This is a genomic window from [Roseibacterium] beibuensis (assembly GCF_039542305.1).
Classification (GTDB): domain Bacteria; phylum Pseudomonadota; class Alphaproteobacteria; order Rhodobacterales; family Rhodobacteraceae; genus Roseibacterium; species Roseibacterium beibuensis.
In genome coordinates this window covers 187,633-209,020 of sequence record NZ_BAABHW010000002.1, presented here as the reverse complement: position 1 = coordinate 209,020, position 21,388 = coordinate 187,633, and the positions used below count along the sequence as shown (strand labels likewise).

Sequence of the window (21,388 nt, the reverse complement as noted above, 5' to 3'; positions counted from 1 at the left end):
AGCCAATGCAAAAAGGCCGGCGCCCTTGGCCCCGGCCTTTGAAATTTGGCGCTGATATCGGGGTCAGGCCCGCTCGGCGTATTCCATCGTTTCGGTGTTCACGACGATATCTTCGTCCTGCCCCACGAAGGGCGGCACCATCACCTTCACGCCGTTATCCAGCACGGCCGGCTTGAAGCTGTTGGCCGCAGTCTGGCCTTTGACCACCGGTTCGGTCTCGACCACCTTGCAGGTCACCTTTTGCGGCAACGTCGCGTTCAGCGCTTCGGAGTCGTAGAACTCCACCACGATCGTCATGCCGTCCTGGAGGAAGGGGCGGCGGTCGCCAAGGATCTCGGCCGGCAGTTCGATCTGTTCGTAGGTTTCGGCATCCATGAAGACGAGCATACCGTCCTGTTCATACAGGAATTGCTGGTCTTTCTGTTCCAGCCGCACGCGCTCGACCTTGTCGGCCGAGCGGAAGCGTACGTTGTCCTTGGACCCGTTGCGCAGGTTGCGCAATTCGACCTGCGCAAAGGCGCCGCCCTTGCCGGGCTTGACGTGGTCGACCTTCACCGCCGCCCAGAGGCCGCCGTTATGTTCCAGCACATTTCCGGGGCGGATCTCGTTCCCGTTGATCTTGGGCATCGTGTCAAAACCTTGGCAATAACTTGAGATAGTGTTGAGCGTCCCTATATCTGGCGCTGGAGACGCTGACAATACACCGGAACCTGTGGGGACTGACCACCAGCCATGCGCTGGAAGAATACCACACTTGCAATATTCGCATCCCTGCGCTGCATAGAATCTGGGCATAAGAGGCGTCACGCCGAAATTGCAAGAGCAAAAACAAAGGACGACGAAATGCGAGATTTCGTTGATGGCACCGCCTTCAACTTCGAACAGGGTCAGCGCGCGCGAAAACTTTTCGCGGCGGTCGTTCTGGCTGCGCTCGATGATGCGATTGCTGACGACAAGAAGTATGGCAACGGCCCTGAGCAAATCGCCCGCTGGGCGCGGTCGCGCGACGGGCGCGAGGTGCTTAGCTGTGCCGGGATCGACCCGAACGAACGCGTGGTCGAAGGCCTGATGAAATTCGTGGCCTGCGGTGTCCGCACCTCGGTGGCGCTGAGCCGCGAGGAAAGCGAACGTCGCAACCAGGCCGAGGCCGAAGCCGCCTGAGCCGACTTGACCCAAGCTGGCCGGTAAGGAGAAGCGCGCCCATGGAGGCGCGTTTTTCTTTTCTTGATCGCTTTTCCCTATCCGGACTGTGCTGGCTGTCGGCGCGTGCTAGGTTCCTCATTGCGGTCGTTGACGTCTTTCGAGGCCCTGAATGCGCTGCTGTCCAAAACGGAGCCAAGCCAAGATCATGAAGCTGCCCCACCTTGTTGCCGTACTCGCCTGCATGCCCTTTGCGGCGCAGGCCCAATCCGATTTCGAGCTGTCCTTCTCGGCCGGTCTCGGCGGGCAGGTGTCGCCGGACTATTTCGGGTCGGAGGATTACAGCGCCGGCGTCGCGGGTGGGTTTCAGTTTGGCCATCTGCGCCTGGGCGGCGTTGAAATCGGGGACCCCGATCCGAACGCGACGTCCTACGGCTGGCGGCCGCGCGGATCGTTCCGCTTCATCGGTGAACGGACGGATGACGATTCCCCCGAACTGGCAGGCCTCGACGATGTCGATTTCAGCGTCGAACTGGGTGGGGGCATCGGGTACACGGCGCAGAATTTCGCAGCCTTCGCCGATATCCGCTATGGCGTGATCGGCCACGAAAGCTTCGTGGGAGAGCTTGGAGCAGACGCTATTTTCCGCCCTTCGCAGGATCTGACCGTCACGGCAGGCCCGCGCATGCTCTGGGGATCCGAGGATTACACGGCCACCTATTTCGGCGTGACACCGGCCGAGGCCGGCGCCTCGTCCTTCACCGCCTATGACCCCGGCGCAGGGCTTGTCAGCTACGGGCTGGAGATCGGCGCGACCTACCAGTTGTCCAATGACTGGAGCCTCGACGGCACGCTGACCTGGGACCGGCTGGCCGGTGATGCCGCGGACTCGCCCATCGTGCAGAGCGAAGACAGCTTCGGCGTGTCGCTCGTGCTGATGCGGCGCTTTTCTTTCGGGTTCTGACCGGCATCCGCCGCTGTCCAAACGGGAGCTTGCATGGTGCGGGCGGTGGGACTCGAACCCACACGGCCATACGGCCCACGGATTTTAAGTCCGATATGTCTACCAATTCCATCACGCCCGCGACGGTCATGGGCTAGCCTTTTGGCGCGGGAAATACAATCGCGACAAATGGTTGGAAAGGTGGGCTGCGCACCGAAACTGGGACAGGGCGCGCAGCCCCTTTGACGTGACACGTCGTCAGACATCCGCGCCTTGGAGAAACGCGAACGCCCTCAGGATGTCGTTCAACGGTAAACAAATCGTAAATTTTCCGGCTTGCCCGGTTTGCGTCAGATCAATGTAGACCGTCGGATACTGCGGCAATTTGGCCTTGGGTCGCGCGACCGGATGCTCATGCGGGGAGCCCGCCATGCCGCGGAAGTTGAAAGAACTGGTGACGGTGTCACCGCCTACATTCGACAGATGCTCGTTCCAGCGGGTGGACCGGATGCTGGCCGCCCCGCACGCCCCCTACGATCGAGACTGGTTGATGGCCCGCTTCGCCGAGGGGCTCGAAATCCGAATGGTACGCCCCCCGCTGAAGGGGTTCGTCATGTTCCAGCCCGGCCGCCTGTCCTGGCGGCCGATCGAGGGCGGGACGCGCGCCGTCGTGGTGCATGATCTTCGCGTTGCGCCCGGCCCCGACGCGGCCGAGGCGGTGCGCCGCCTCTGGGCTGGCGTGGAAGGGTTCGCGACATACTATGGCTATGCCGCTGTTCTGGCCGTCACCGGGCGGGACGAGGGGCTGATTTCCCCCGATCTCGCGCCCGGTCGCGGTTGGATGACGCTGGATGAGACGGCGCGCAAGGCACGGCTTTGGGGGCGGGTTCTGCACGGGCCATGGCCGTTGGCGCGTCTGCCGCGCGATTGGCAAACCCGCGCGGCCTTGCTCGGGGCGGGTCCGGTGCTTCAGACCACCGGGGAAAGCGCGGCCCTTGAGGCGCGCGCCACCCGGCTGATCGAAGCAGCGGCGGCACGGGGGATCGTGCTGCGCCATGACAAGCTCATGGACCCCGAAAGCGCCCGGCACCGCGCCGTCTACCCGGCCGCGGTGTTCTCGGTCCTGCGCGATGGCGTGCGGATTGGCGGCGCTGAAATGCCCGACGCGGCGATCCTTGCGGCACTCGGGGGCGCCTAGGCCCCCTCGTAGTGGCACAGGGCGTGGACGGCCATGCCCATCGCCTCGAGCTTCTGTCGGCCACCGATTTCGGGCAGGTCCACCACGAAAGCGCAGCCCACGACCTCGGCCCCCAGCCGTTCGATCAATTTGATACCGGCCTCTGCCGTGCCGCCGGTGGCCAGCAGGTCGTCGACCAGCAGAACCTTGTCGCCGGGCTTCAGCGCATCGTCGTGAATCTCGACCGTCGCGCGCCCGTATTCCAGCGCGTATTCCTGCTCGATGGTCGCGGCGGGCAGTTTGCCTTCCTTGCGGATCGGAACGAAGCCCTTGGACAACTGGTGCGCCACCGCTCCGCCCAGGATGAAACCGCGCGCTTCGAGGCCCGCCACCATGTCGATCCGCTGTCCCACGAAAGGGGCGAGCAACTGGTCGATGGCCAGCCGAAAGCCCCGCGGGTCCTGGAACAGGGTCGTCACGTCACGGAACATGATGCCCTCGTGCGGGAAGTCGGGAATGGTGCGGATGTAGTCCTGCAGAACCTTGGTATCGAGCATCGGGCGGGGCCTTTCAGGTGACGAGGGGCGGTCAGAGCCGCGGGTAATGACGACGCAGGGCGGCAAGATCCTGCCCCCTGAGCCGGACGGTGGAGTTGCCGTTCTCGGCAAAGATCGAACGTTCGTAGGCGGGCGAGTCGATGTCGGTGACAAGGCCCATGGCCTGGACCAGTTCCTCCAGCACGACCGAGGCGATCTCGCGGCGGCGGATATCGGCGGAAATGGCAATGGCGGCTGCCGTGATCTCGGCCCCGCGCGACCGGATGGCGACGCGGCCGATGGCGATGTTGCTGCCGTCGAGCTCGGGCACACCGGTTCCGGTGATCCGGCCCCCTTGGCGTGCCCCGACCAGATGCAGGGGAATGTCGAAGGGCGGCTCGTAGACCCGCTCCAGAAAGAGGTGCGCGCCGGCGCCGTTGATCTCGTCTATGGCGTCATCCAGCGCCACATCCACGAGGTCGAAGCGGTAGTCGGGAAAGCCCGGCGCGATCTGCGCGATCCCGATGCGCAGCGACAGGCGTCGGTCCTCGGGCCAGCGGATGAACGGCTTGTTGCACGGACCATCCGGTGGCGCGGCGCAGGCGACAAGCCGATAGAACGCCTCGTCCGAGATCAGGCCGGGCACCTCGATATACTCCTGCGCGTCGGCGCGCAGGGGCGTCAGTCCGAGAAGGGCCAGGGTGATCAAGAGCCGAGACATGCGGTGTTGATGGCAAGCGCGCCGGGCGGGATCAAGGCGGCGGGTGCGCACACGGGCAGGGGTGTGGCGGCGCTGCCGGGTCATGCCAGGGCGTGGCGCAGGAAGGACAGCACGGCATCGCGCATTGCGCATGTCTCCGCATGTCCGCTGCCGGGTTCCGTCAGGATGGAGAGGGCGCCTGGGCAAGCCGCGTAGGCTGCGCGCAGGCGCGAAAGCGCCGGGGTCAAGGCCTCGGGCGGGGTCAGCGGATCATCGGCACCGGAACAGACCAACTGCGGGCGCGGCGCGATCAGGGCCGCGACATCGCCCATGTCCCCCGCTGCCAGCAGGCCCGGCACGGTCATGTACGGCCCATGTAGGTCATGGGCCCCGCTGTCGATCAGCGGGGCGATCTCGGCGAAGGCGCAAAGATGCGCGCAGGCACGAACACGCGGGTCCAGGGCCGCAAGCCAATAGGCATGCGTCGCGCCCATCGAGATCCCGAGCGTGGCGAGGCGGGTGGCGTCGATGCCGGGATCGCGGCAGAGAAAGTCCAGGCCTCCGGACAACTCCGACAGCATTTGCCCCAGGAGTGTTCGCCCGCGCCACAGCGCGGCCTTCGCCAGGGCGCTCTCCGGCCCGTCCTTTTGCCGGTCGCCAAAGCCCGGCATGTCGAGGCAGAGAACCGCAAACCCCGCTTCGACAAGGGCCGGCCCGTACGGGGACAGCAGCGCAGGCCGACCTGACAGCAGCTCAGTGCGTCCGATGCCGGGGGCGTTGCCATGGGCATGTGCATAGAGGAGGGCAGGGCGTGGACCGGCAGCGCGTGGGCGCAGCAGCGTTCCGGGCACGTCTTTGCCCGAGATGGTCAGGCGCACCGCCTCGACTGTCATCGTACCTTCTGTGGAGGCCTCTACGATGGCAACGCTTTCCAGCCCCGGCGGTCCGCCGGGATACCCCAGCAGGGACCACAGCGTGCCGGGTGTCAGTCCCATGGCCTCAGGCGCGGCGCAGGGTGGCCGTCAGCACACCCATGCCGATCAGCGTCGCGCCGCCGGCCCGCGTCAGCCACGCGATCGCCGAGGGCCGCACGAGGTGGCGGCGCAGGGTGTCGGCCAGAAGGGCGTAGGCCAGCGCGTTCAGGGCGGCGAGGCTGACGAAACTGGCGATCAGGATGCCGAATTGCGGCAGAAGCGGCGCGCCGGGGTCAAGGAATTGCGGCACGAAGGCGATGAAGAAGGCGATGGATTTCGGGTTCAGCGCCGTGACCGCCGCCGCATGCCCGAAGGTGTGGCGCGGGCTGACGATACCGGTTTCCGGCAGGGCGACCTCACCCGCGCGGGCCGAGCGGATCAGTTTGATCCCGAGCCAGACCAGGTAAACCGCCCCGACCCATTTCAGAAGGGTGAACAGGGTAGCTGAGGCCAGTACCAGCGCGCCGAGACCGGCGAGTGACGCGCTCATCGCGACGAGATCGCCCAAGGCGACGCCCGCCGCTGTCGACAGCGCCACGCGCCGCCCCTGGCTGAGGGCATAGGACAGGACCAGCAGGATGGTCGGCCCCGGTATGATCAGCAGCACGAAGGACGCGGCAAGAAAGGTCAGCCAGGTATCGAGGGGCATGATCAGATCCTATCCCAGGACGCGGCCCGCAACGGCGGCCAGTTTCTCGACCATCGCCGGGTCGCGTTTCTCCGGCGCGGTCAGGATCGCGTAGTCAAGCGCACGGTCGCAGCCATGGGGGCAGGGCGCGCGCTCCGCGCCCAACAGCGCGGGCAGGCGGGCTACCAGCGCACGGGCCTTGTCGGCATTGCCGGTCAGCGTGGCGATGATGTCGCCGATATCGACCGCCCCGTGCTCGGGGTGCCAGCTGTCATAATCGGTGATCATCGCGACCGAGGCATAGCAGAGCTCGGCCTCGCGGGCGAGCTTGGCCTCGGGCATGTTGGTCATGCCGATCACGTCGCAGCCCCAGGCGTCGCGATACATCTTCGACTCGGCCATCGACGAGAATTGCGGCCCCTCCATCGCGAGGTATGTGCCGCCGTCATGCACGGTGATCCCCTCGGCGGTCGCGGCCTCAAGGCAGGCCTTGGACAGGCGCGGGCAGGTCGGGTGCGCGACCGAGACATGGGCGACGAGGCCGGTTCCGAAAAAGCTCTTTTCGCGGGCGAAGGTGCGGTCGATGAACTGGTCGACGATCACGAAATCGCCCGGCGCCATCTCTTCGCGGAACGAGCCGCAGGCCGAAACGCTGATCACGTCGGTCACGCCAAGCCGCTTCAGCGCGTCGATATTCGCGCGGTAGGGCACGGTCGAGGGGGAATGCACATGCCCCCGCCCGTGACGCGGAAGGAAGGCCATGTCGACACCGCCCAGGCGCCCGGTCAGGATCTGGTCGGAGGGTGTGCCGAAGGGGCTGTCGACAGACACCCATTCCGCATTTTCCAACCCGTCGATGTCATAGACGCCCGATCCGCCGATCACGGCAATCTTCGTGAACATGGCTCGCTACCCTCATGATGTTTGCGACCACCAAGCAGAACCATCCTCTGGCCCGGGTTGCAAGACTCGCCAAGTTGACACATTTAGTGTCAAATAGAGTTTACAGGATGAAAATTTTTCATCCGAAAGAATAATGAACCGGAAGGACAAGGGTGCAGGCGCGGATTGTCATCTATTCCCGATCGGGACACAGCCGGGCCGTTGCGCGCGCGCTCGCGGATGAGACCGGGTGCGAGATCCTGGAAATCCTGTGTCCACGGTATCGCGGCCACTTGGGGTGGGCCCGCGCCCAAATCGATGCGCTGCGTGGCACCCTGCCTGATATTTCCATGTCCCAAGCGATCGGCCCGGCCGACCTGTTGATCGTCGGGGGCCCTATCTGGCGGGGCCGGTTGGCCGCGCCGTTGCGCCGCTTTCTCGAAGATCCGGCGCGTTTGCCGCCCGTTATCGGGGTGTTCGTCACGCGGGCGCGGGTGGGGTCGACCGCCTTTCTCGAGCCGGATATCAAGCACCTCACGGGCGTCGTGCCGCTCGAGGTGTTGAGCCTGCGCAGGCGCGATATTCGCAAGGCATTGGCCGCTCCCAGCGGCGAAGGGGTGATCGGGGCCTTTCTGAAAAGGTTGAAACCGCTCTTGGAAAAATCGACGATCCGTCCCTTCGTGCCCGCCGTCGTTCGCCCCTGACGTCATAAATCGCAGGGCAGCTATGCTGCTGTCGCATGCCGGCCACCCGCTGAGAGCGGTTTACGCTGCGGTGCAGCGATGGCAGTATGCACAAGAATACCGTGCTTTGGCCGGCCATTTGGCCTATGCGCGGGCCAAACATACGTGACGGCGCGCCGGCGACGCGAACCCTGGCGCCCTCCCCGAACCGGAAAGTGACGACATGACCCGCACCCTTCTGGCGGCGGTCGCCGGCCGCCTGTCGACCTCCGATCTGAATATCGTGCAAAACGGGATGAGCTTCGACCGGCTTCGGATCGAACTGCTCTCTGGCCTGACGGTCGCGCTGGCGCTGGTGCCCGAGGCCGTGGCTTTCGCCTTTGTCGCGGGCGTGCACCCGCTGGTCGGCCTTTACGCCGCGTTCATCGTGGGCCTCATCACCGCGCTGATCGGTGGGCGTCCCGGCATGATCTCGGGCGCCACGGGCGCGCTGGCGGTCGTCATGGTCAGCCTCGTGGCCGAGCATGGCGTGGAATACCTGTTCGCGACCGTTGTCCTGATGGGGATCATCCAGATCGCGGCCGGCGTGTTCAAGCTGGGCAAGTTCATCCGGCTGGTGCCGCACCCGGTCATGCTGGGCTTCGTGAACGGGCTGGCCATCGTGATCTTCCTCGCCCAACTCAGCCAGTTCCAGGTGCCGGGCAGCGCCGAACATGCCGGCCATGGCATGGCGAATGGCGAGTGGCTGTCGGGCCTGCCGCTTTACCTGATGCTGGGGCTTGTCGCGCTGACCATGGCGGTGATCTGGCTGCTGCCGCGCGTGACGACGATCATTCCCGCCCCGCTGGCGGGCATCGCCGTGACGGCGGCCATCGTGATCGGCTTCGGCCTCGACGTGCCGCGCGTGGGCGACATGGCCTCGATCGAGGGCGGTCTTCCCGCCTTCCACATCCCGGCCGTGCCGATGACGCTGGAAACGCTGTGGATCATCCTGCCCTATGCCCTGATCCTTGCCGCCATCGGCCTGATCGAAAGCCTTCTGACCCTGAACCTCGTCGGCGAGATCACCGGCGAACGCGGCGGCGCCAGCCAGGAATGCGTGGCCCAAGGCGTGGCCAATACCGTGACCGGCGTCTTCGGCGGCATGGGCGGCTGCGCCATGATCGGTCAATCCATGATCAACGTGAAATCGGGCGGGCGCACGCGCATCGCCGGCACGGCGGCGGCGCTGTTCCTGCTGGTGTTCATCCTGTTCGCCGCGCCCCTGATCGAGCAGATCCCGCTGGCCGCGCTGGTGGGCGTGATGTTCATGGTCGTGATCGGGACCTTCGCGTGGAACTCGCTCAAGATCCTGACCAAGGTGCCCCTGACCGATGCCGTCGTGATCGTGCTGGTGACCGTGGTGACGGTCTTGACCGACCTCGCCACGGCGGTGGTCGTGGGCGTCATCGTCTCGGCGCTGGCCTATGCCTGGCAGAACGCGACCCGCATCCATGCCAAGACCTACGAAACCCCCGAAGGCGCCAAGGTCTACCAGGTGCAGGGACCGCTTTTCTTCGGCTCGGCCGAGGGGTTCAACGAGTTGTTCGATGTCGAGAATGACCCGGGCCGCGTGGTGGTGGATTTCGCAGATAGCCGGGTCGCGGACCAATCCGCGCTGCAAGCCATCGAGAAACTGGCCGGTCGCTACGAGGCCGCCGGCAAGAGGATCGAACTGCGCCACCTGTCGCGGGATTGCCACCGCCTGCTGACCAAGGCCGGGCACCTGATGATCGATAGCGACGATGACCCCGATTACCAGATCGCCACGAACTACTCGGTGCGCACGGGTATCCTCGGCGGGCACTGACCCATCGGCGGGGGCGGGCCGGTCAGGCCTGCCTCACTCGCCCGGGCGCTTGAGGCTGAAGACCTCTCGCACGACAGAATAGTCGCGGTACCCCAGCCGGGTCAGCGGGTTGAAGGACAAGACGTCGAACAGGCCATCCTTCATGCAGTCGTCGCGCATGTGCACGCCCACGACCTCGCCGAAGACGGCAAAATTCGCCTCGCCCTCCAGCTTCACGATCTGCGTGAGGCGGCATTCCAGGTTGGCGGGCGCGGCGGCCACACGGGAACAGGCGATCGTCTCGCACTCGGCCCGATCGATAGCGGCCAGGTCGAACTCGTCCGTTTCCTTGGGCCATGGCCCGGAGGTCTGGTTCATCACGTCGCGCATCGCGTATTCCACGATGTTGATGCAGAACACGCCCGTGTCGCGGATATTGGCCACACTGTCCTTCGTGTCGCCGCGGTCATCCTTGCTGCCTGTCGATGCGAACATGACCTGCGGCGGGACATAGGCCACCGCGTTGAAGAACGAGTAGGGGGCAAGGTTTTCCGATCCATCCGCCCCGCGCGTCGAGATCCAGCCAATCGGGCGCGGCGTGACGATGGCGTTGAACGGGTTGTGGGGCAGGCCGTGGCCGTCCTCGGGTCGGTAGAACATGAGATGCGCGTCTTTCCTGGCGTGTTTGGCAAAGGGGTAGCGCCGTGCTAGGCCCTCGGCCAGAGGCAACCGGGCAATATTTTCGACCATGTACGCGCTGACCCGCGAAAATCCTGACGACCGCTGGGAGGTCGAGGCGCTTTACGACCTGTGCTTTGCACCGGGGCGAGAGGCCCTGTCGAGCTACCGTTTGCGCGATGGCATCCCCGCCGTGCGCGAATTGTGCCTCGTTGCACGCGATCCCGATGGCATTCTGGGGGGGGCGATCCGGTTCTGGCCGGTGCGTATCGGGCGCGCCGAGGCGCTTTTGCTCGGGCCGGTCGCCGTGCATCCGACCCGGCAGGGCGAGGGCTTGGGCGGTATGCTGATCCGCGAGGGTGTCGCGCGGGCCGAGGCGCTCAGTTGGCCGCGCATCCTGTTGGTCGGCGATGAGCCCTACTACAGCCGCTTCGGGTTTCGGCGTCTGGACGGGGTCGAGATGCCGCCGCCGACGAACCCCGCGCGTGTGCTGGGCGTGGGCGACTGGGACGGCGTCTCAGGCCGGGTGACCCGCTGGGGCGCCGAGGAAGGGCACTAGGCCCGCAGCCGCGCCCGGATCATGTCGCTGGCCTTTTCGGCGATCATCGTGACGGGGGCATGCGTGTTGCCCGAGGTGATCGTCGGCATGACCGAGGCATCCGCGATGGACAGGCCCGCGATGCCGTTTACCGTCAGCTCCGGGCTGACCACGGCCTCGGCATCCGACCCCATCCGCGCGGTCGAGACCGGGTGGAAGATCGTGGTCGAGATGTCGCCCGCCGCTTTCAACAGGGCCTCTTCGCCATCCACCTCGGGGCCCGGTTTGATCTCGACCGGGTTGAACTGCGCCATGGTCCTGGTCGCCATCAGCCGCCGCGCATGCTTGATCGAGTCCACCGCAACGCGCTGGTCCGCCGGGGCCGAGAAGTAATTGGGTGTGATCGCAGGGGCCGCGTCCGGCTCGGGGCTGGTGATGTGGCAGGAGCCGCGGCTTTCGGGCCGCAGGTTGCAGACCGAGACGGTCAGCGCCGGGAACGGGTGGAGCGGCTCGCCGAATTTTTCCAGCGACAGCGGCTGCACGTGATACTCGATATTCGGGGTTTCATGCTCGGGGCTGGAGCGCGTGAAAATCCCGAACTGCGAGGGCGCCATGGCCAGCGGACCCTTCCGCCCGAGCGCGTAGTCGAGCCCGATTTTCAGCTTGCCCATCGGGTTGGCGTAGTAGTCGTTCAGCGTGCGCGCGCCCTCGATCCGGTAGATCGTGCGGATCTGCAGGTGATCGGCAAGGTTCTCGCCCACGCCCGGTGTGTCCTGCACCACCTCGATGCCATGCGCGCGCAGGATCTCGCCGCGCCCTATGCCCGAGAGTTCGAGGATCTTGGGCGTTCCGATGGCACCGGCCGACAAGACCACCTCGCCGCGCGCCTTGGCGTGGAACAGCTGCCCGCCCTGGCGGAAGATCACACCCGTCGCGCGGCGGCCATCGAGGCTGAGGCGCTGCACCTCGGCATCGGTGACAATGCGCAGGTTCTCCCGCCCTCTCGCCGGGTCGAGGAACGCCTTGCGCGCGTTCCAGCGCACGCCACCGCGCTGGTTGACCTCGAAATAGCCCGCGCCCTCGTTGTTGCCGCGGTTGAAATCGTGGGTCTCGGGGATGCCCAGTTCCTTGGCGGCCTCGATCACCGCGTCGAGGATGGGCCAGTTGAGCCGTTGCTTCTCGACGCGCAACTCGCCCTCTGCGCCATGCTCGTCATCCGCGCCGCCGTGGTAGTTTTCGGAGCGTTTGAAATAGGGCAACACATCGTCCCAGCCCCAGCCGGGATTGCCCATCTGCCGCCAGAGATCGTAGTCGCGGGCCTGACCGCGCATGTAGATCATGCCATTGATCGACGAACAGCCGCCCAGAACCTTGCCGCGCGGGTAGTTCAGCGTGCGTCCGTTCAGCCCCGGTTCGGCCTCGGTCTTGAGGCACCAGTCGAGGCGCGGGTTGCCCATGGCGTAAAGATAACCGACCGGGACATGTACCCACGGATGGTTGTCATGCCCGCCCGCTTCCAACAGCAGGACGCGCGTTTTGGGATCTGCGGACAACCGGTTGGCCAAGACACATCCGGCCGAGCCTGCGCCGACGATGATGACATCCCAATCGCCGAACCCCTTCACGCCCTGTCCCATGCCTGACCCTCCCGTTGACGTGGGGTCTGGCTAGGCCAATCGTGCAGGGGCGTCCAGTGGGCGCGGGGTTATTGCCGCCGCAGCCACTCCATCACGGCCGGGCGCACCGACTGCGCGCCCTCGGCGCGGGCCTCGTTGATGACGCTGCGTGCCTCGCGCAGATCGACGCGGCGCAGGATCGACTTGACCGGCCCGATCGAGGCTGGCCGCATCGACAAGGTGCGCAAGCCCATCGCGGCAAAGCAGATCGCCTCGAGCGGGCGTCCGGCATCCTCGCCACAGAAACTCAGCGGCGTGCCCGTGTCCGAGCAGCGATGCACGATCTGTTCCAGGAAGGTCAGGAAGGACACGTTCAGGGTGTCATACCGCTTGCGCACGCGCTCGTTCTCGCGGTCGGCGGCAAAGAAGAACTGCTTGAGGTCGTTGCCCCCGATCGAGATGAAATCGGCCATCTCGAAGAATTGGCGCGGCGCAAAGGCAAGGCTGGGCGTCTCCAGCATCGCGCCGATTTCCAGCTTTTCGGGCAGGGTATGGCCGAGAGTCGCCTCGCGCTCCATCTCGCGCATGAGATGGTCACGGGCCGCCGTGAACTCCTCCAACTGGGCGATGAAGGGGAACATGACCGACAGGGGGCCGCCGTTCGCGGCGCGGATCAAGGCCTGCAACTGCATCCGCATGACGCCCGGCTTGTCGAGGCCCACACGGATCGCGCGCCAGCCGAGGGCCGGGTTCGGCTCCTCGGTGGGTTTCATGTAGGGCAGAACCTTGTCCGACCCGATATCGAGCGTGCGGAACACGACGCGCTTGCCCTGCGCCGCGTCGATCACACGCGCATACAGCGCCGCCAACTCGCCCCGGCGCGGCACCTTGTTGCGCGTCAGGAACTGCAACTCGGTGCGGAACAGGCCCACGCCTTCTGCACCCGAGGACGGCAAGGACGGCAGATCGGCCATGAGCCCCGCGTTCATCTGCAGCGACACGACCGTTCCGCAGAGGCTTTCCGCGGGCTTGTCGCGGATCGAGGCGTAGCGTTCCTGCGCTTCGGCCTGCATGGCCAGCTTGTCGCGAAAGGCCTGCGCCACGGTTTCCTCGGGGCGCAGGTGAACGATGCCCTCGTCGCCATCGACAAGGATGGGATCGCCGTTCAGCGCTTCGGTGGTGATGCGCTTGGCATGGATCACGAGGGGGATCGCCAGCGCCCGCGCCACGATGGCGGCATGCGACCCGACGGAGCCTTCCTCCAGCACGACGCCCTTGAGGCGGCGACCATAATCGAGCAACTCGGCCGGACCGATATTTCGCGCCACGAGGATCGGGTCGGGCGGCAGTTCCGCACCCGTATCCGTTCCCTGTCCCGTCAGCAGGCGCAGCAAGCGGTTCGACAAATCGTCGAGGTCGTGCAGCCGTTCGCGCAGGTAGGCGTCGGGCAGCGTTTCCATCCGCGCGCGGGCTGTCGATTGTTCCTTCTCGACGGCGGCTTCGGCCGACAGGCCGCGCTGGATGTCTTCCTCCATCCGGCGCATCCAGCCGCGTGAGCGGGCGAACATGCGGTAGGCTTCCAGCACTTCGCGCTGCTCGGCGTCTGCGGTCGGGGCGCGGGTCAGCAATTCGTCCACGTCGAGGCGAAGCTGGGCGATCGCATCGCGAAGGCGCTGGGCCTCGGTCTCGGGATCGTCGGACACGGGCTTGGTCACCACCACGCGGGGTTCGTGCAGCCACACATGGCCCATCGCCGCGCCTTCCTGGGCCACGGACCCGCGTAGCAACACCTGCTGCTGGTGCCGCGCGCTCATCGCCGCGCCCTCGCCGATGAAGGCGCCAAGCTCGGTCATCTCGGCGATGACCATGGCGACGACTTCAAGCGCGTAGACCTCGTCGCCCGAGAATTTCCGTGCTTCCTTGGACTGCACGACCAGCACGCCAAGCCGTTCGCCCAGGCGCTGGATCGGCACGCCGAGGAACGAGGAATAGGCCTCTTCCCCGGTTTCCGGCATGTAGCGAAAGCCGCGTTCGGCGGGGGCGTTCGGCGTGTTGATGGGCCGGGCCTGCCGTGCCACGCGGCCGACAAGGCCCTCGCCGATGCGCATACGCGTCACGTGCACGGCCTCTGCGGCAAGGCCTTGCGTCGCGCAGAGCTCCAGCGTGTCGGCGTCGCGCAGCAGGTAGATCGAGCAAACCTCGGTCCCCATCGAGTCCGCGATCAGGTGCGTGATCCGGTCCAGCCGTTCCTGGCCGGCAGCAGCCTCGGCCATCACGGCCTGCAACCGTGACAGCAGCTTGCGGCTTTCGCTTTCGGATTGCTCGACCATGACCCTCGCGCCTTTTGGCGCCAAGTTGGCGCCTGCCCCGGAAACGAGTCCTAGCGTGCGGGGCAGGGGGCGCGCAACGGAAGATGGGTTAATGGCCTGATCGGGCGGTCATTCCGCCAAGTCACGCATCACCGAGATGAGGTCTGATTTTCCGTCGAACCCGATGCCGGGCAGATCCGGCATGGTGATATGGCCATCCTCGACCGCGACGCCATCGGGAAAGCCGCCATAGGGTTGGAACAGGTCCGGGTAGCTTTCGTTGCCCCCGAGGCCCAGACCCGCCGCGATGTTCAGCGACATCTGGTGCCCGCCATGCGGGATGCAGCGCCGCCGGGACCAGCCCAATTGGTCCAACACCTCCAACGTGCGTTTGTATTCGACCAGCCCGTAGGACAGCGCGCAGTCGAATTGCAGCCAGTCGCGGTCCGGCCGCATCCCGCCATAACGCAGCAGGTTGCGCGCATCCTGGTGACTGAACAGGTTTTCGCCGGTGGCCATCGGGCCGGGGTAGAACTCGGACAGCGCGGCCTGAAGCTGGTAGTCGAGCGGGTCGCCGACCTCCTCGTACCAGAACAGCGGGTAGTCGCGCAGCATCTTGGCATAGGCGATCCCGGTTTCGAGGTCGAAGCGCCCGTTGGCATCGACGGCCAGTTGCGCCTCGGTGCCGATCTCGTCCAGTACGGCTTCGATCCTGCGCTTGTCCTCGTCGATCGAAGCGCCGCCGATCTTCATCTTCACGACGGTGTAACCCCGGTCGAGGTAGCTGCGCATCTCGGCGCGCAACTGCGTATCGTCCTTGCCGGGGTAGTAGTATCCGCCCGCCGCATAGACGAAGACGCGCGGCTCGGGTGCGCGCCCCTCGCTTTCGGCCAGCATGTGAAACAGCGGCTTTTCCGCCAGCTTTGCCACCGCGTCCCAGACCGCCATGTCGATGGTGCCAACCGCCACCGAGCGTTCGCCATGCCCGCCCGGTTTCTCGTTCACCATCATCGCGGCCCAGACCTTGGACGGGTCGATCAGGCCAGTGTCGTCCAGCAGGCTGTCGGGGTCGGCCTCAAGCACACGGTCGCGGAAGCGTTCGCGGATCAGCCCGCCTTGTCCGTACCGCCCATTGGAGTTGAAGCCGTAACCAACGACCCGCCGCCCATCGCGAAACTCGTCCGTGACCACCGCCACAAGGCTCGCGGTCATCTTGGAGAAGTCGATATAGGCGTTGCGGATCGGCGAGGCGATCGGCTTGGTCACCTCGCGAATGTCGATGATGCGCATCTGGTCTCGTCCCGTTGGTCCTGTTCGCGCCCCATGAGGGGGGACAGACGCGCCGGAGTGTCAAGGTCGGGACGGAAGGGCGCTGTGCATTGGACGAGGGATTTCTGTGCGGTAAGCGTCCTTGAGACCTTCGCACTCGCGGCGCGGGTCAGGCATCTGTCGGAGAACGGGAAGGACCCAAAGCGGTCGCCAGTCTGGGGACCTGGAGGGCCAGATGTAGCGAGATCACCGGCGCGGCTTCCATTGCCGCGCCGCAGCGGTGTTGCGCGAGGTCGCTTCGCCGTTGGCCCGGGCAACATACGGCACGTCCGGTGCGAACCCCGGACACAGCCTCAAGATATCGAAGGATCAGGACTTGATGAAATCGTCGAAGACATGCGCGACGATATCGTCGCGTGCGATGCCGCGCTCGGCCAGTTCCGCGTCGCTCAGCGCCTGAAGCGCATGGATGCGGTCGATACGCTGCTCTGCACCTGCGCTGACCGACAGCGCATGGGCAATGGCGGCGAAGATCTCGGCGACGCGCGCGCCGAAATGGGCAAAGGGGGAAGCGGCGGCGTGGGCCAGGCTGCTGGTCGTCATTGGAACCTCACGGATGCAAGTTGCCGGGTCGAGTTTCCAGGATATTATGCAGGTGCAGCATTTTTTGCACCGCCCAACCCCGCAAGCCCGCCTTGCGCCAGCCGCAATGGTCCCTTCGGATCAGGCCGCCTTGTCCAGCTCGAACGCGTCGTGCAGCGCCTGAACGGCCAGTTCCATGTATTTCCGGTCGATCAGGACCGAGACCTTGATCTCGGAGGTGGTGATGACCTTGATGTTGATCCCCTCGTCGCGGAGGGTCTTGAACATCTTCGCCGCCACGCCCGCATGGCTGCGCATGCCGATCCCCACGATGGAAACCTTGGCGACCTCGGTATCGGCGATCAACTCGGCAAAGCCCATCTCGCCGGCATCCCGCGCGTCCTTCAGCGCCTTCTCGGCGCGCTTCACCTCGTTCACCGGGCAGGAGAAGGTCATGTCGGTCATCCCCGCATCCGAGATGTTCTGCACGATCATGTCCACGTTCACACCCGCATCGGCGAGGGGGCCGAAGATCGCGGCGGCGATGCCGGGCCGGTCCTCGACATGGGTCAGCGTCAGCTTCGCTTCTTCGCGGGAATAGGCCACACCGGCCACGACATTGCTTTCCACGATATCCTCCTCGGCACAGACCAGCGTGCCCGCCTCGTCGCTGGGTTCCTCGAAGCTCGACAGAACCCGCAGTTTGACATTGTAGCGCATGGCCAGCTCGACCGACCGGGTTTGCAGCACCTTGGCCCCGAGGCTGGCAAGCTCCAGCATCTCCTCGAAGGCGATGCGGTCGAGTTTGCGGGCCTTGGCGGTGATGCGCGGGTCGGTGGTATAGACCCCGTCCACGTCGGTGTAGATATCGCACCGCTCGGCCCCGAAAGCGGCGGCAAAGGCAACGGCGGTGGTGTCCGACCCGCCGCGTCCCAACGTGGTGATGCGCCCCTCGGGGCTGATCCCCTGGAAGCCCGCGACAACGGCAACCTTCATGCCTTCGCCGAACTTGGCGAGGATGTTCTCGCTCGGGATTTCCTCGATCCGGGCGCTGGCATGGGCGCTGGTGGTCTTGACCGGCACCTGCCAGCCCTGCCAGCTGCGCGCGGGGACATCCATTTCCTGCAAGGTCATGGCCATCAGGCCGGCGGTCACGTTCTCGCCCGAGGACACGACGGCGTCATACTCGCGGGCATCGAACAGCGGCGAGGTTTCCTCGACATAGCCGACCAGCTTGTTGGTCTCGCCCGACATGGCGCTGACGATGACGATCACGTCATAGCCATTGGCCACCTCGCGGCCCACGCGCTTTGCGGCGCGTTGAATGCGGTCGAGCGAGCCAACGCTCGTGCCGCCGAATTTCATCACCAGAATGGGCATGAAATGCGCCCCGTCCCTCTTTGTCTCAGCGCGCCTCATAGGCCGCTGAACCCAGTGCCGCAAGGGCCGATCTGTCGGGGAGGGGCCATGTCAGAACGGGTGTGGCCGTCCGTCCCATGTCTCGAAACAGCCCGTCGTCTCCAGCGACAGGGCGTCGAACCGCGCGATCAGTCCCGATACGCTGTCGTCCAGGCCGATATCGGCGGCCTCGGTGCCCATGTCGGTGCGGACCCAGCCGGGGTGATAGATCCCCACCGCGATCCCGCGCGGGCGCAGGTCGGTGGCGAGGTTCCGGCCCAGGTTCAGCGCGGCGGCCTTCGAGGCGCGGTAGATATAGCTTCCCCCCGGTGCCCGCGTGTCCGACCCCATCTGGCTGGAGATGATGGCGATTTTCGGGGCGGCGGATTTCGACAGGTTCGGCAGAAGCGCCTGCACCGTCAGGAATACGCCCGTCACGTTCACCGCAAAGACCTCGGCCCACATCTCGGGCGGATAGCCGGTGTCGAGCGATTGATCCTTGTCGGGATAAACCCCGGCATTGCAGATCAGCAGGTCGATGGCCTGCCCATCCAGCCCTTTGGCCAGCGCGGTGACCGAGGCCGGATCGGCCACGTCCAGCGGTGCGCAGCCCTCGGCGCTGCGGGCGGTCGAGATGACGGTCTCGCCGCGACCCGCATAGGCCTCGGACAGCGCCTTGCCGATGCCACGGTTTGCGCCGGTGATAAGTATCGTCATGCCGTCCCTCCTGTCTGCCTGGCGCGACCCTAGGCCTCGCAGTGGGCTGCATACAAGGCGGCCTGCGCAGGGTAGGCTTCGCGAAAACGCACCGCGCCCGGAGGTTTTCGATGCAGTTCACACGTTCCGACCTTGAACAGGCCCACGCCCTCGTCACCCGCCAGATGCTGCCGACCCCGCAATATGCATGGCCGCAACTGGCCGAGCGGTTCGGAGCCGAGATCTGGATCAAGCACGAGAACCACACGCCCACCGGGTCGTTCAAGGTGCGCGGCGCGATCACCTTCATCGACTGGCTGAAACGCACCCATCCCGATGTGCCGGGCATCTGCACGGCGACGCGCGGCAACCACGGACAGGGGCAGGCGCGGGCGGCGGTGGCCGCCGGGCTGACGGCCAAGGTCTATGTCCCGCATGGCAACTCGGTGGAAAAGAACGCCGCGATGCGCGCCTTCGGGGCCGAGCTGGTCGAGTTCGGAGAGGATTTCGATACCGCCAAGGAAGAAGCGTTCCGCGTCGCCGGGGAAGAGGGGCTCTTCATCGTGCCGCCTTTCCACGAGGAACTGGTGCGCGGCGTGGCGACCTATGGGTTCGAGCTGTTCTCGGCCATACCCGACCTCGACACCGTCTATGTCCCCATCGGCTGCGGGTCGGGCATCTGCGGCACGATCCTTGCGCGCGATGCCCTCGGGGCCAAGGCCGAGATCGTGGGCGTCGTCAGCGAGAATGCCCAGACCGCCAAGCTGTCGGCCGAGGCGGGCCACGCGGTCGAAACGCAAACCGCGCGCACCTTCGCCGATGGCATGGCCGTCCGCGTCCCGGTGCAGGAGGCGCTGGACATCTACGGCGAAAAGGCCGCCCGGATCATCACCGTTTCCGACGAGGAGGTGGCCGAGGCGATTCGCGTCTACTATCGCGACATTCACAACCTTGCCGAAGGGGCAGGGGCCGCGCCGCTGGCCGGGCTGATGCAGGAACGCGCGGCGATGAAAGGCAAGAAGGTCGGCGTGATCCTGTGCGGCGGCAATATCGACACCGACTGGTTTCTGACCGTGATGCAGGGCGGGGTTCCCGAGGTTTGACCGCCGGGCGGGCGCCCTGGCCCCGCCCGGCGACCCTTCGGGCCAGCCGCGTCGTGGCACAGCGCGCTTGACGGAGATCAAGGAGCGCGCCGCCGCGCCCGTTTAGCCTGGGGCCATCCACAGGCTGGTGAACGCGAGAGGAGCATCCGATGTCCATGATGAAAGCGGCCGTCTTCGTCGAGAAGAACCGCATCGAACTGGCGGACAAGAAAATCCCTGATGTCGGGCCGAAGGACGCGCTGATCCGGGTGACGACCACGACCATCTGCGGCACGGATGTGCACATCCTGAAGGCCGAGTACCCTGTCGAAAAGGGACTGACCATCGGTCACGAACCTGTCGGCGTGATCGAGAAGCTGGGGTCTGCCGTCGAGGGCTTCGCAGAAGGCCAGCGTGTGATCGCGGGGGCCATCACGCCATCTGGCGTGTCGAATGCCTGTCTCTGCGGACAGTGTAGCCAGGACGGGCGCGGCACGCGGCATGGGTTCAAGCCGATGGGTGGCTGGCGGTTCGGCAACACGATCGACGGTTGTCAGGCCGAATACCTGTTGGTGCCGGATGCCGAGGCCAACCTTGCGCTTGTGCCGGACCATCTGACCGACGAACAGGTCCTGATGTGCCCCGACATCATGTCGACCGGGTTCGCCGGGGCCGAGGCGGGCAAGGTCCGGATTGGCGACACGGTCGCCGTTTTCGCACAGGGGCCAATCGGGCTATGCGCCACGGCGGGCGCCAAGCTGATGGGCGCGACGCGGATCATCGCCGTCGACGGCAACCCGAAGCGGCTCGAGATCGCGCGGAAGATGGGGGCCGACGAGGTCGTCGACATCTCGGCCGGCAATCCGGTCGACAAGATCCTCGAAATGACCGACGGTCGCGGCGTCGATGTCGCCATCGAGGCGCTGGGGCTGCAGACGACCTTTCAGAACTGCCTCGAGGTGTTGCGCCCGGGCGGCACGCTGTCCAGCCTCGGTGTTTATTCGGGGGATATCACGATCCCGCTTTCGGGGTTTCACGCGGGCCTTGGCGACCATACCATCGTGACCTCGCTCTGTCCCGGCGGCAAGGAGCGCATGCGCCGCCTGATGGACGTGATCTCGAGCGGTCGCCTCGATCTGAACGCAATGGTGACCCATGAGCGCAAGCTTGACGATATCGTGGAGGCCTATGACCTCTTTTCACACCAGCGCGACGGGGTTCTGAAGGTTGCGATCAAGCCGTTCTGAGCGCGGCGCGCCTTAGCGCGGGCGCGCCAGCTGCCAGTCGAGATGGCTGCGCACCGCGGGCCATTCGGGCGCGGTGATCGAGTAGACCGCCGTGTCGCGCAACGTGCCGTTCGGCATCCGCATATGCGCCCGCAGGATGCCGTCCAGCTGCGCCCCCAGCCGTTCGATGGCGCGGCGCGACTGGGTGTTCAGTCGATGCGTGCGGAATTCGACCGCCGTGCAGCCCCAGACCTCGAAGGCATGGCCCAGCATCAGCCGCTTGGCCTCGGTGTTCACAGGCCCGCGCTGCGCCGATGGGCCAATCCAGGTGGACCCGATCTCGACCCGGGGCAGGCCCGCGTCAATATTCATGTAGGTGGTCATGCCAACGGCACGCCCCTCGGCGTCGAGCGTTGCGAACGGCACCATGCTGCCGGCGGCCTTCAAGGCAAGGCGTCGGTTGATCTCGGTCGCCATACCCTGCGGCGACGGAACGGTTGTGT

General features: G+C 65.8%; 21 protein-coding genes, 1 tRNA gene and 1 pseudogene. 8 read left to right on the top strand and 15 right to left on the bottom strand.

Annotated features, from left to right (window positions below; translation table 11 throughout):
• Positions 1-63 precede the first annotated feature (63 nt).
• A complete protein-coding gene (gene efp / locus ABD923_RS07420) occupies positions 64-627 on the bottom strand; it encodes an elongation factor P (protein ID WP_259550040.1) in 564 nt (187 codons plus the stop codon).
• Positions 628-843: 216 nt separating this feature from the next.
• Here efp and ABD923_RS07415 point away from each other — a divergent pair, with 216 nt between their 5' ends.
• Together ABD923_RS07415 and ABD923_RS07410 are read left to right on the top strand one after the other, a co-directional pair.
• Positions 844-1,161: a DUF6280 family protein gene (locus ABD923_RS07415; protein ID WP_222191328.1), complete on the top strand. Its 318-nt coding sequence runs from the start codon at positions 844-846 to the stop codon at positions 1,159-1,161.
• 187 nt (positions 1,162-1,348) lie between these two features.
• Positions 1,349-2,104 (top strand): MipA/OmpV family protein, encoded by a 756-nt coding sequence (locus tag ABD923_RS07410; protein WP_259550039.1) that lies wholly within the window; start codon positions 1,349-1,351, stop codon positions 2,102-2,104.
• Positions 2,105-2,138: 34 nt separating this feature from the next.
• On the opposite strand, the gene ABD923_RS07405 is transcribed toward ABD923_RS07410, so the two are convergent.
• A tRNA-Leu gene (locus ABD923_RS07405) sits at positions 2,139-2,225 on the bottom strand.
• Positions 2,226-2,513: 288 nt separating this feature from the next.
• Here ABD923_RS07405 and ABD923_RS07400 point away from each other — a divergent pair.
• Entirely contained in the window at positions 2,514-3,281 is a 768-nt protein-coding gene (locus ABD923_RS07400; RefSeq protein WP_259550038.1) for a hypothetical protein, read from the top strand.
• Here the strand turns inward: ABD923_RS07400 and ABD923_RS07395 are convergent.
• The 5 genes from ABD923_RS07395 to ABD923_RS07375 form a co-directional block, all read right to left on the bottom strand.
• The gene (locus tag ABD923_RS07395; protein WP_259550037.1) at positions 3,278-3,817 is read right to left on the bottom strand and encodes an adenine phosphoribosyltransferase; all 540 of its coding nucleotides are present in this window, start codon (positions 3,815-3,817) and stop codon (positions 3,278-3,280) included. The two genes, ABD923_RS07400 and ABD923_RS07395, sit on opposite strands and share 4 nt — an antisense overlap.
• A 31-nt stretch (positions 3,818-3,848) precedes the next feature.
• Positions 3,849-4,517: a DUF2927 domain-containing protein gene (locus ABD923_RS07390; RefSeq protein WP_259550036.1), complete on the bottom strand. Its 669-nt coding sequence runs from the start codon at positions 4,515-4,517 to the stop codon at positions 3,849-3,851.
• Between the two features lie 80 nt (positions 4,518-4,597).
• A complete protein-coding gene (locus ABD923_RS07385) occupies positions 4,598-5,491 on the bottom strand; it encodes an alpha/beta hydrolase family protein (protein ID WP_259550035.1) in 894 nt (297 codons plus the stop codon).
• 4 nt (positions 5,492-5,495) lie between these two features.
• Positions 5,496-6,119 (bottom strand): LysE family translocator, encoded by a 624-nt coding sequence (locus ABD923_RS07380; RefSeq protein ID WP_259550034.1) that lies wholly within the window; start codon positions 6,117-6,119, stop codon positions 5,496-5,498.
• Between the two features lie 9 nt (positions 6,120-6,128).
• On the bottom strand, positions 6,129-7,001 hold the full coding sequence (locus ABD923_RS07375) for an S-methyl-5'-thioadenosine phosphorylase (RefSeq protein ID WP_259550033.1): 873 nt from the start codon (positions 6,999-7,001) through the stop codon (positions 6,129-6,131).
• A gap of 329 nt (positions 7,002-7,330) precedes the next feature.
• Between ABD923_RS07375 and ABD923_RS07370 the strand changes: the two genes are divergently transcribed.
• Complete coding sequence (locus ABD923_RS07370) at positions 7,331-7,684, top strand: hypothetical protein (protein WP_345229448.1); 354 nt, start codon at positions 7,331-7,333, stop codon at positions 7,682-7,684.
• Between the two features lie 202 nt (positions 7,685-7,886).
• Positions 7,887-9,512: a SulP family inorganic anion transporter gene (locus ABD923_RS07365; protein WP_259550031.1), complete on the top strand. Its 1,626-nt coding sequence runs from the start codon at positions 7,887-7,889 to the stop codon at positions 9,510-9,512.
• A gap of 33 nt (positions 9,513-9,545) precedes the next feature.
• Here the strand turns inward: ABD923_RS07365 and ABD923_RS07360 are convergent, their stop codons facing one another.
• Positions 9,546-10,151 carry a flavin reductase family protein gene (locus ABD923_RS07360; protein WP_259550030.1) on the bottom strand — a complete coding sequence of 202 codons (606 nt, stop codon included), beginning with the start codon at positions 10,149-10,151 and terminating at the stop codon, positions 9,546-9,548.
• Positions 10,152-10,239: 88 nt separating this feature from the next.
• Between ABD923_RS07360 and ABD923_RS07355 the strand changes: the two genes are divergently transcribed.
• The gene (locus ABD923_RS07355; RefSeq protein WP_222191338.1) at positions 10,240-10,728 is read left to right on the top strand and encodes a GNAT family N-acetyltransferase; all 489 of its coding nucleotides are present in this window, start codon (positions 10,240-10,242) and stop codon (positions 10,726-10,728) included.
• Here the strand turns inward: ABD923_RS07355 and ABD923_RS07350 are convergent.
• The 6 genes from ABD923_RS07350 to ABD923_RS07325 all read right to left on the bottom strand — a co-directional run bounded on the left by ABD923_RS07350 (position 10,725) and on the right by ABD923_RS07325 (position 18,598).
• Positions 10,725-12,344, bottom strand: coding sequence for a GMC family oxidoreductase (locus ABD923_RS07350; protein WP_259550029.1), 1,620 nt, complete (start codon positions 12,342-12,344; stop codon positions 10,725-10,727). The two genes, ABD923_RS07355 and ABD923_RS07350, sit on opposite strands and share 4 nt — an antisense overlap.
• 68 nt (positions 12,345-12,412) lie before the next feature.
• Positions 12,413-14,653 carry a phosphoenolpyruvate--protein phosphotransferase gene (gene ptsP / locus ABD923_RS07345; protein WP_259550028.1) on the bottom strand — a complete coding sequence of 747 codons (2,241 nt, stop codon included), beginning with the start codon at positions 14,651-14,653 and terminating at the stop codon, positions 12,413-12,415.
• 108 nt (positions 14,654-14,761) lie between these two features.
• Complete coding sequence (locus tag ABD923_RS07340) at positions 14,762-15,922, bottom strand: mandelate racemase/muconate lactonizing enzyme family protein (RefSeq protein ID WP_259550027.1); 1,161 nt, start codon at positions 15,920-15,922, stop codon at positions 14,762-14,764.
• Positions 15,923-16,270: 348 nt separating this feature from the next.
• Positions 16,271-16,504 (bottom strand): DUF1127 domain-containing protein, encoded by a 234-nt coding sequence (locus ABD923_RS07335; RefSeq protein WP_259550026.1) that lies wholly within the window; start codon positions 16,502-16,504, stop codon positions 16,271-16,273.
• A 120-nt stretch (positions 16,505-16,624) separates the two neighbouring features.
• Positions 16,625-17,863: an aspartate kinase gene (locus ABD923_RS07330; protein WP_259550025.1), complete on the bottom strand. Its 1,239-nt coding sequence runs from the start codon at positions 17,861-17,863 to the stop codon at positions 16,625-16,627.
• A 90-nt stretch (positions 17,864-17,953) separates the two neighbouring features.
• A complete protein-coding gene (locus ABD923_RS07325; RefSeq protein ID WP_259550024.1) occupies positions 17,954-18,598 on the bottom strand; it encodes an SDR family oxidoreductase in 645 nt (214 codons plus the stop codon).
• 110 nt (positions 18,599-18,708) lie between these two features.
• Here ABD923_RS07325 and ABD923_RS07320 point away from each other — a divergent pair, with 110 nt between their 5' ends.
• Both ABD923_RS07320 and ABD923_RS07315 read left to right on the top strand, forming a co-directional pair.
• On the top strand, positions 18,709-19,680 hold the full coding sequence (locus ABD923_RS07320) for a threonine dehydratase (protein WP_259550023.1): 972 nt from the start codon (positions 18,709-18,711) through the stop codon (positions 19,678-19,680).
• A 149-nt stretch (positions 19,681-19,829) separates the two neighbouring features.
• Entirely contained in the window at positions 19,830-20,906 is a 1,077-nt protein-coding gene (locus tag ABD923_RS07315; RefSeq protein WP_259550022.1) for an NAD(P)-dependent alcohol dehydrogenase, read from the top strand.
• A 12-nt stretch (positions 20,907-20,918) separates the two neighbouring features.
• Here the strand turns inward: ABD923_RS07315 and ABD923_RS07310 are convergent.
• Positions 20,919-21,365, bottom strand: a pseudogene (locus ABD923_RS07310) (GNAT family N-acetyltransferase); the annotation flags it as partial.
• Positions 21,366-21,388 lie beyond the last annotated feature (23 nt).

Excerpts from the sequence above, each read along its gene's own strand:
- efp (WP_259550040.1), bottom strand. The coding sequence starts at position 627 with ATGCCCAAGATCAACGGGAACGAGATCCGCCCCGGAAATGTGCTGGAA.
- ABD923_RS07415 (WP_222191328.1), top strand. The coding sequence starts at position 844 with ATGCGAGATTTCGTTGATGGCACCGCCTTCAACTTCGAACAGGGTCAG.
- ABD923_RS07410 (WP_259550039.1), top strand. The coding sequence starts at position 1,349 with ATGAAGCTGCCCCACCTTGTTGCCGTACTCGCCTGCATGCCCTTTGCG.
- ABD923_RS07400 (WP_259550038.1), top strand. The coding sequence starts at position 2,514 with ATGCCGCGGAAGTTGAAAGAACTGGTGACGGTGTCACCGCCTACATTC.
- ABD923_RS07395 (WP_259550037.1), bottom strand. The coding sequence starts at position 3,817 with ATGCTCGATACCAAGGTTCTGCAGGACTACATCCGCACCATTCCCGAC.
- ABD923_RS07390 (WP_259550036.1), bottom strand. The coding sequence starts at position 4,517 with ATGTCTCGGCTCTTGATCACCCTGGCCCTTCTCGGACTGACGCCCCTG.
- ABD923_RS07385 (WP_259550035.1), bottom strand. The coding sequence starts at position 5,491 with ATGGGACTGACACCCGGCACGCTGTGGTCCCTGCTGGGGTATCCCGGC.
- ABD923_RS07380 (WP_259550034.1), bottom strand. The coding sequence starts at position 6,119 with ATGCCCCTCGATACCTGGCTGACCTTTCTTGCCGCGTCCTTCGTGCTG.
- ABD923_RS07375 (WP_259550033.1), bottom strand. The coding sequence starts at position 7,001 with ATGTTCACGAAGATTGCCGTGATCGGCGGATCGGGCGTCTATGACATC.
- ABD923_RS07370 (WP_345229448.1), top strand. The coding sequence starts at position 7,331 with ATGTCCCAAGCGATCGGCCCGGCCGACCTGTTGATCGTCGGGGGCCCT.
- ABD923_RS07365 (WP_259550031.1), top strand. The coding sequence starts at position 7,887 with ATGACCCGCACCCTTCTGGCGGCGGTCGCCGGCCGCCTGTCGACCTCC.
- ABD923_RS07360 (WP_259550030.1), bottom strand. The coding sequence starts at position 10,151 with ATGTTCTACCGACCCGAGGACGGCCACGGCCTGCCCCACAACCCGTTC.
- ABD923_RS07355 (WP_222191338.1), top strand. The coding sequence starts at position 10,240 with ATGTACGCGCTGACCCGCGAAAATCCTGACGACCGCTGGGAGGTCGAG.
- ABD923_RS07350 (WP_259550029.1), bottom strand. The coding sequence starts at position 12,344 with ATGGGACAGGGCGTGAAGGGGTTCGGCGATTGGGATGTCATCATCGTC.
- ptsP (WP_259550028.1), bottom strand. The coding sequence starts at position 14,653 with ATGGTCGAGCAATCCGAAAGCGAAAGCCGCAAGCTGCTGTCACGGTTG.
- ABD923_RS07340 (WP_259550027.1), bottom strand. The coding sequence starts at position 15,922 with ATGCGCATCATCGACATTCGCGAGGTGACCAAGCCGATCGCCTCGCCG.
- ABD923_RS07335 (WP_259550026.1), bottom strand. The coding sequence starts at position 16,504 with ATGACGACCAGCAGCCTGGCCCACGCCGCCGCTTCCCCCTTTGCCCAT.
- ABD923_RS07330 (WP_259550025.1), bottom strand. The coding sequence starts at position 17,863 with ATGCCCATTCTGGTGATGAAATTCGGCGGCACGAGCGTTGGCTCGCTC.
- ABD923_RS07325 (WP_259550024.1), bottom strand. The coding sequence starts at position 18,598 with ATGACGATACTTATCACCGGCGCAAACCGTGGCATCGGCAAGGCGCTG.
- ABD923_RS07320 (WP_259550023.1), top strand. The coding sequence starts at position 18,709 with ATGCAGTTCACACGTTCCGACCTTGAACAGGCCCACGCCCTCGTCACC.
- ABD923_RS07315 (WP_259550022.1), top strand. The coding sequence starts at position 19,830 with ATGTCCATGATGAAAGCGGCCGTCTTCGTCGAGAAGAACCGCATCGAA.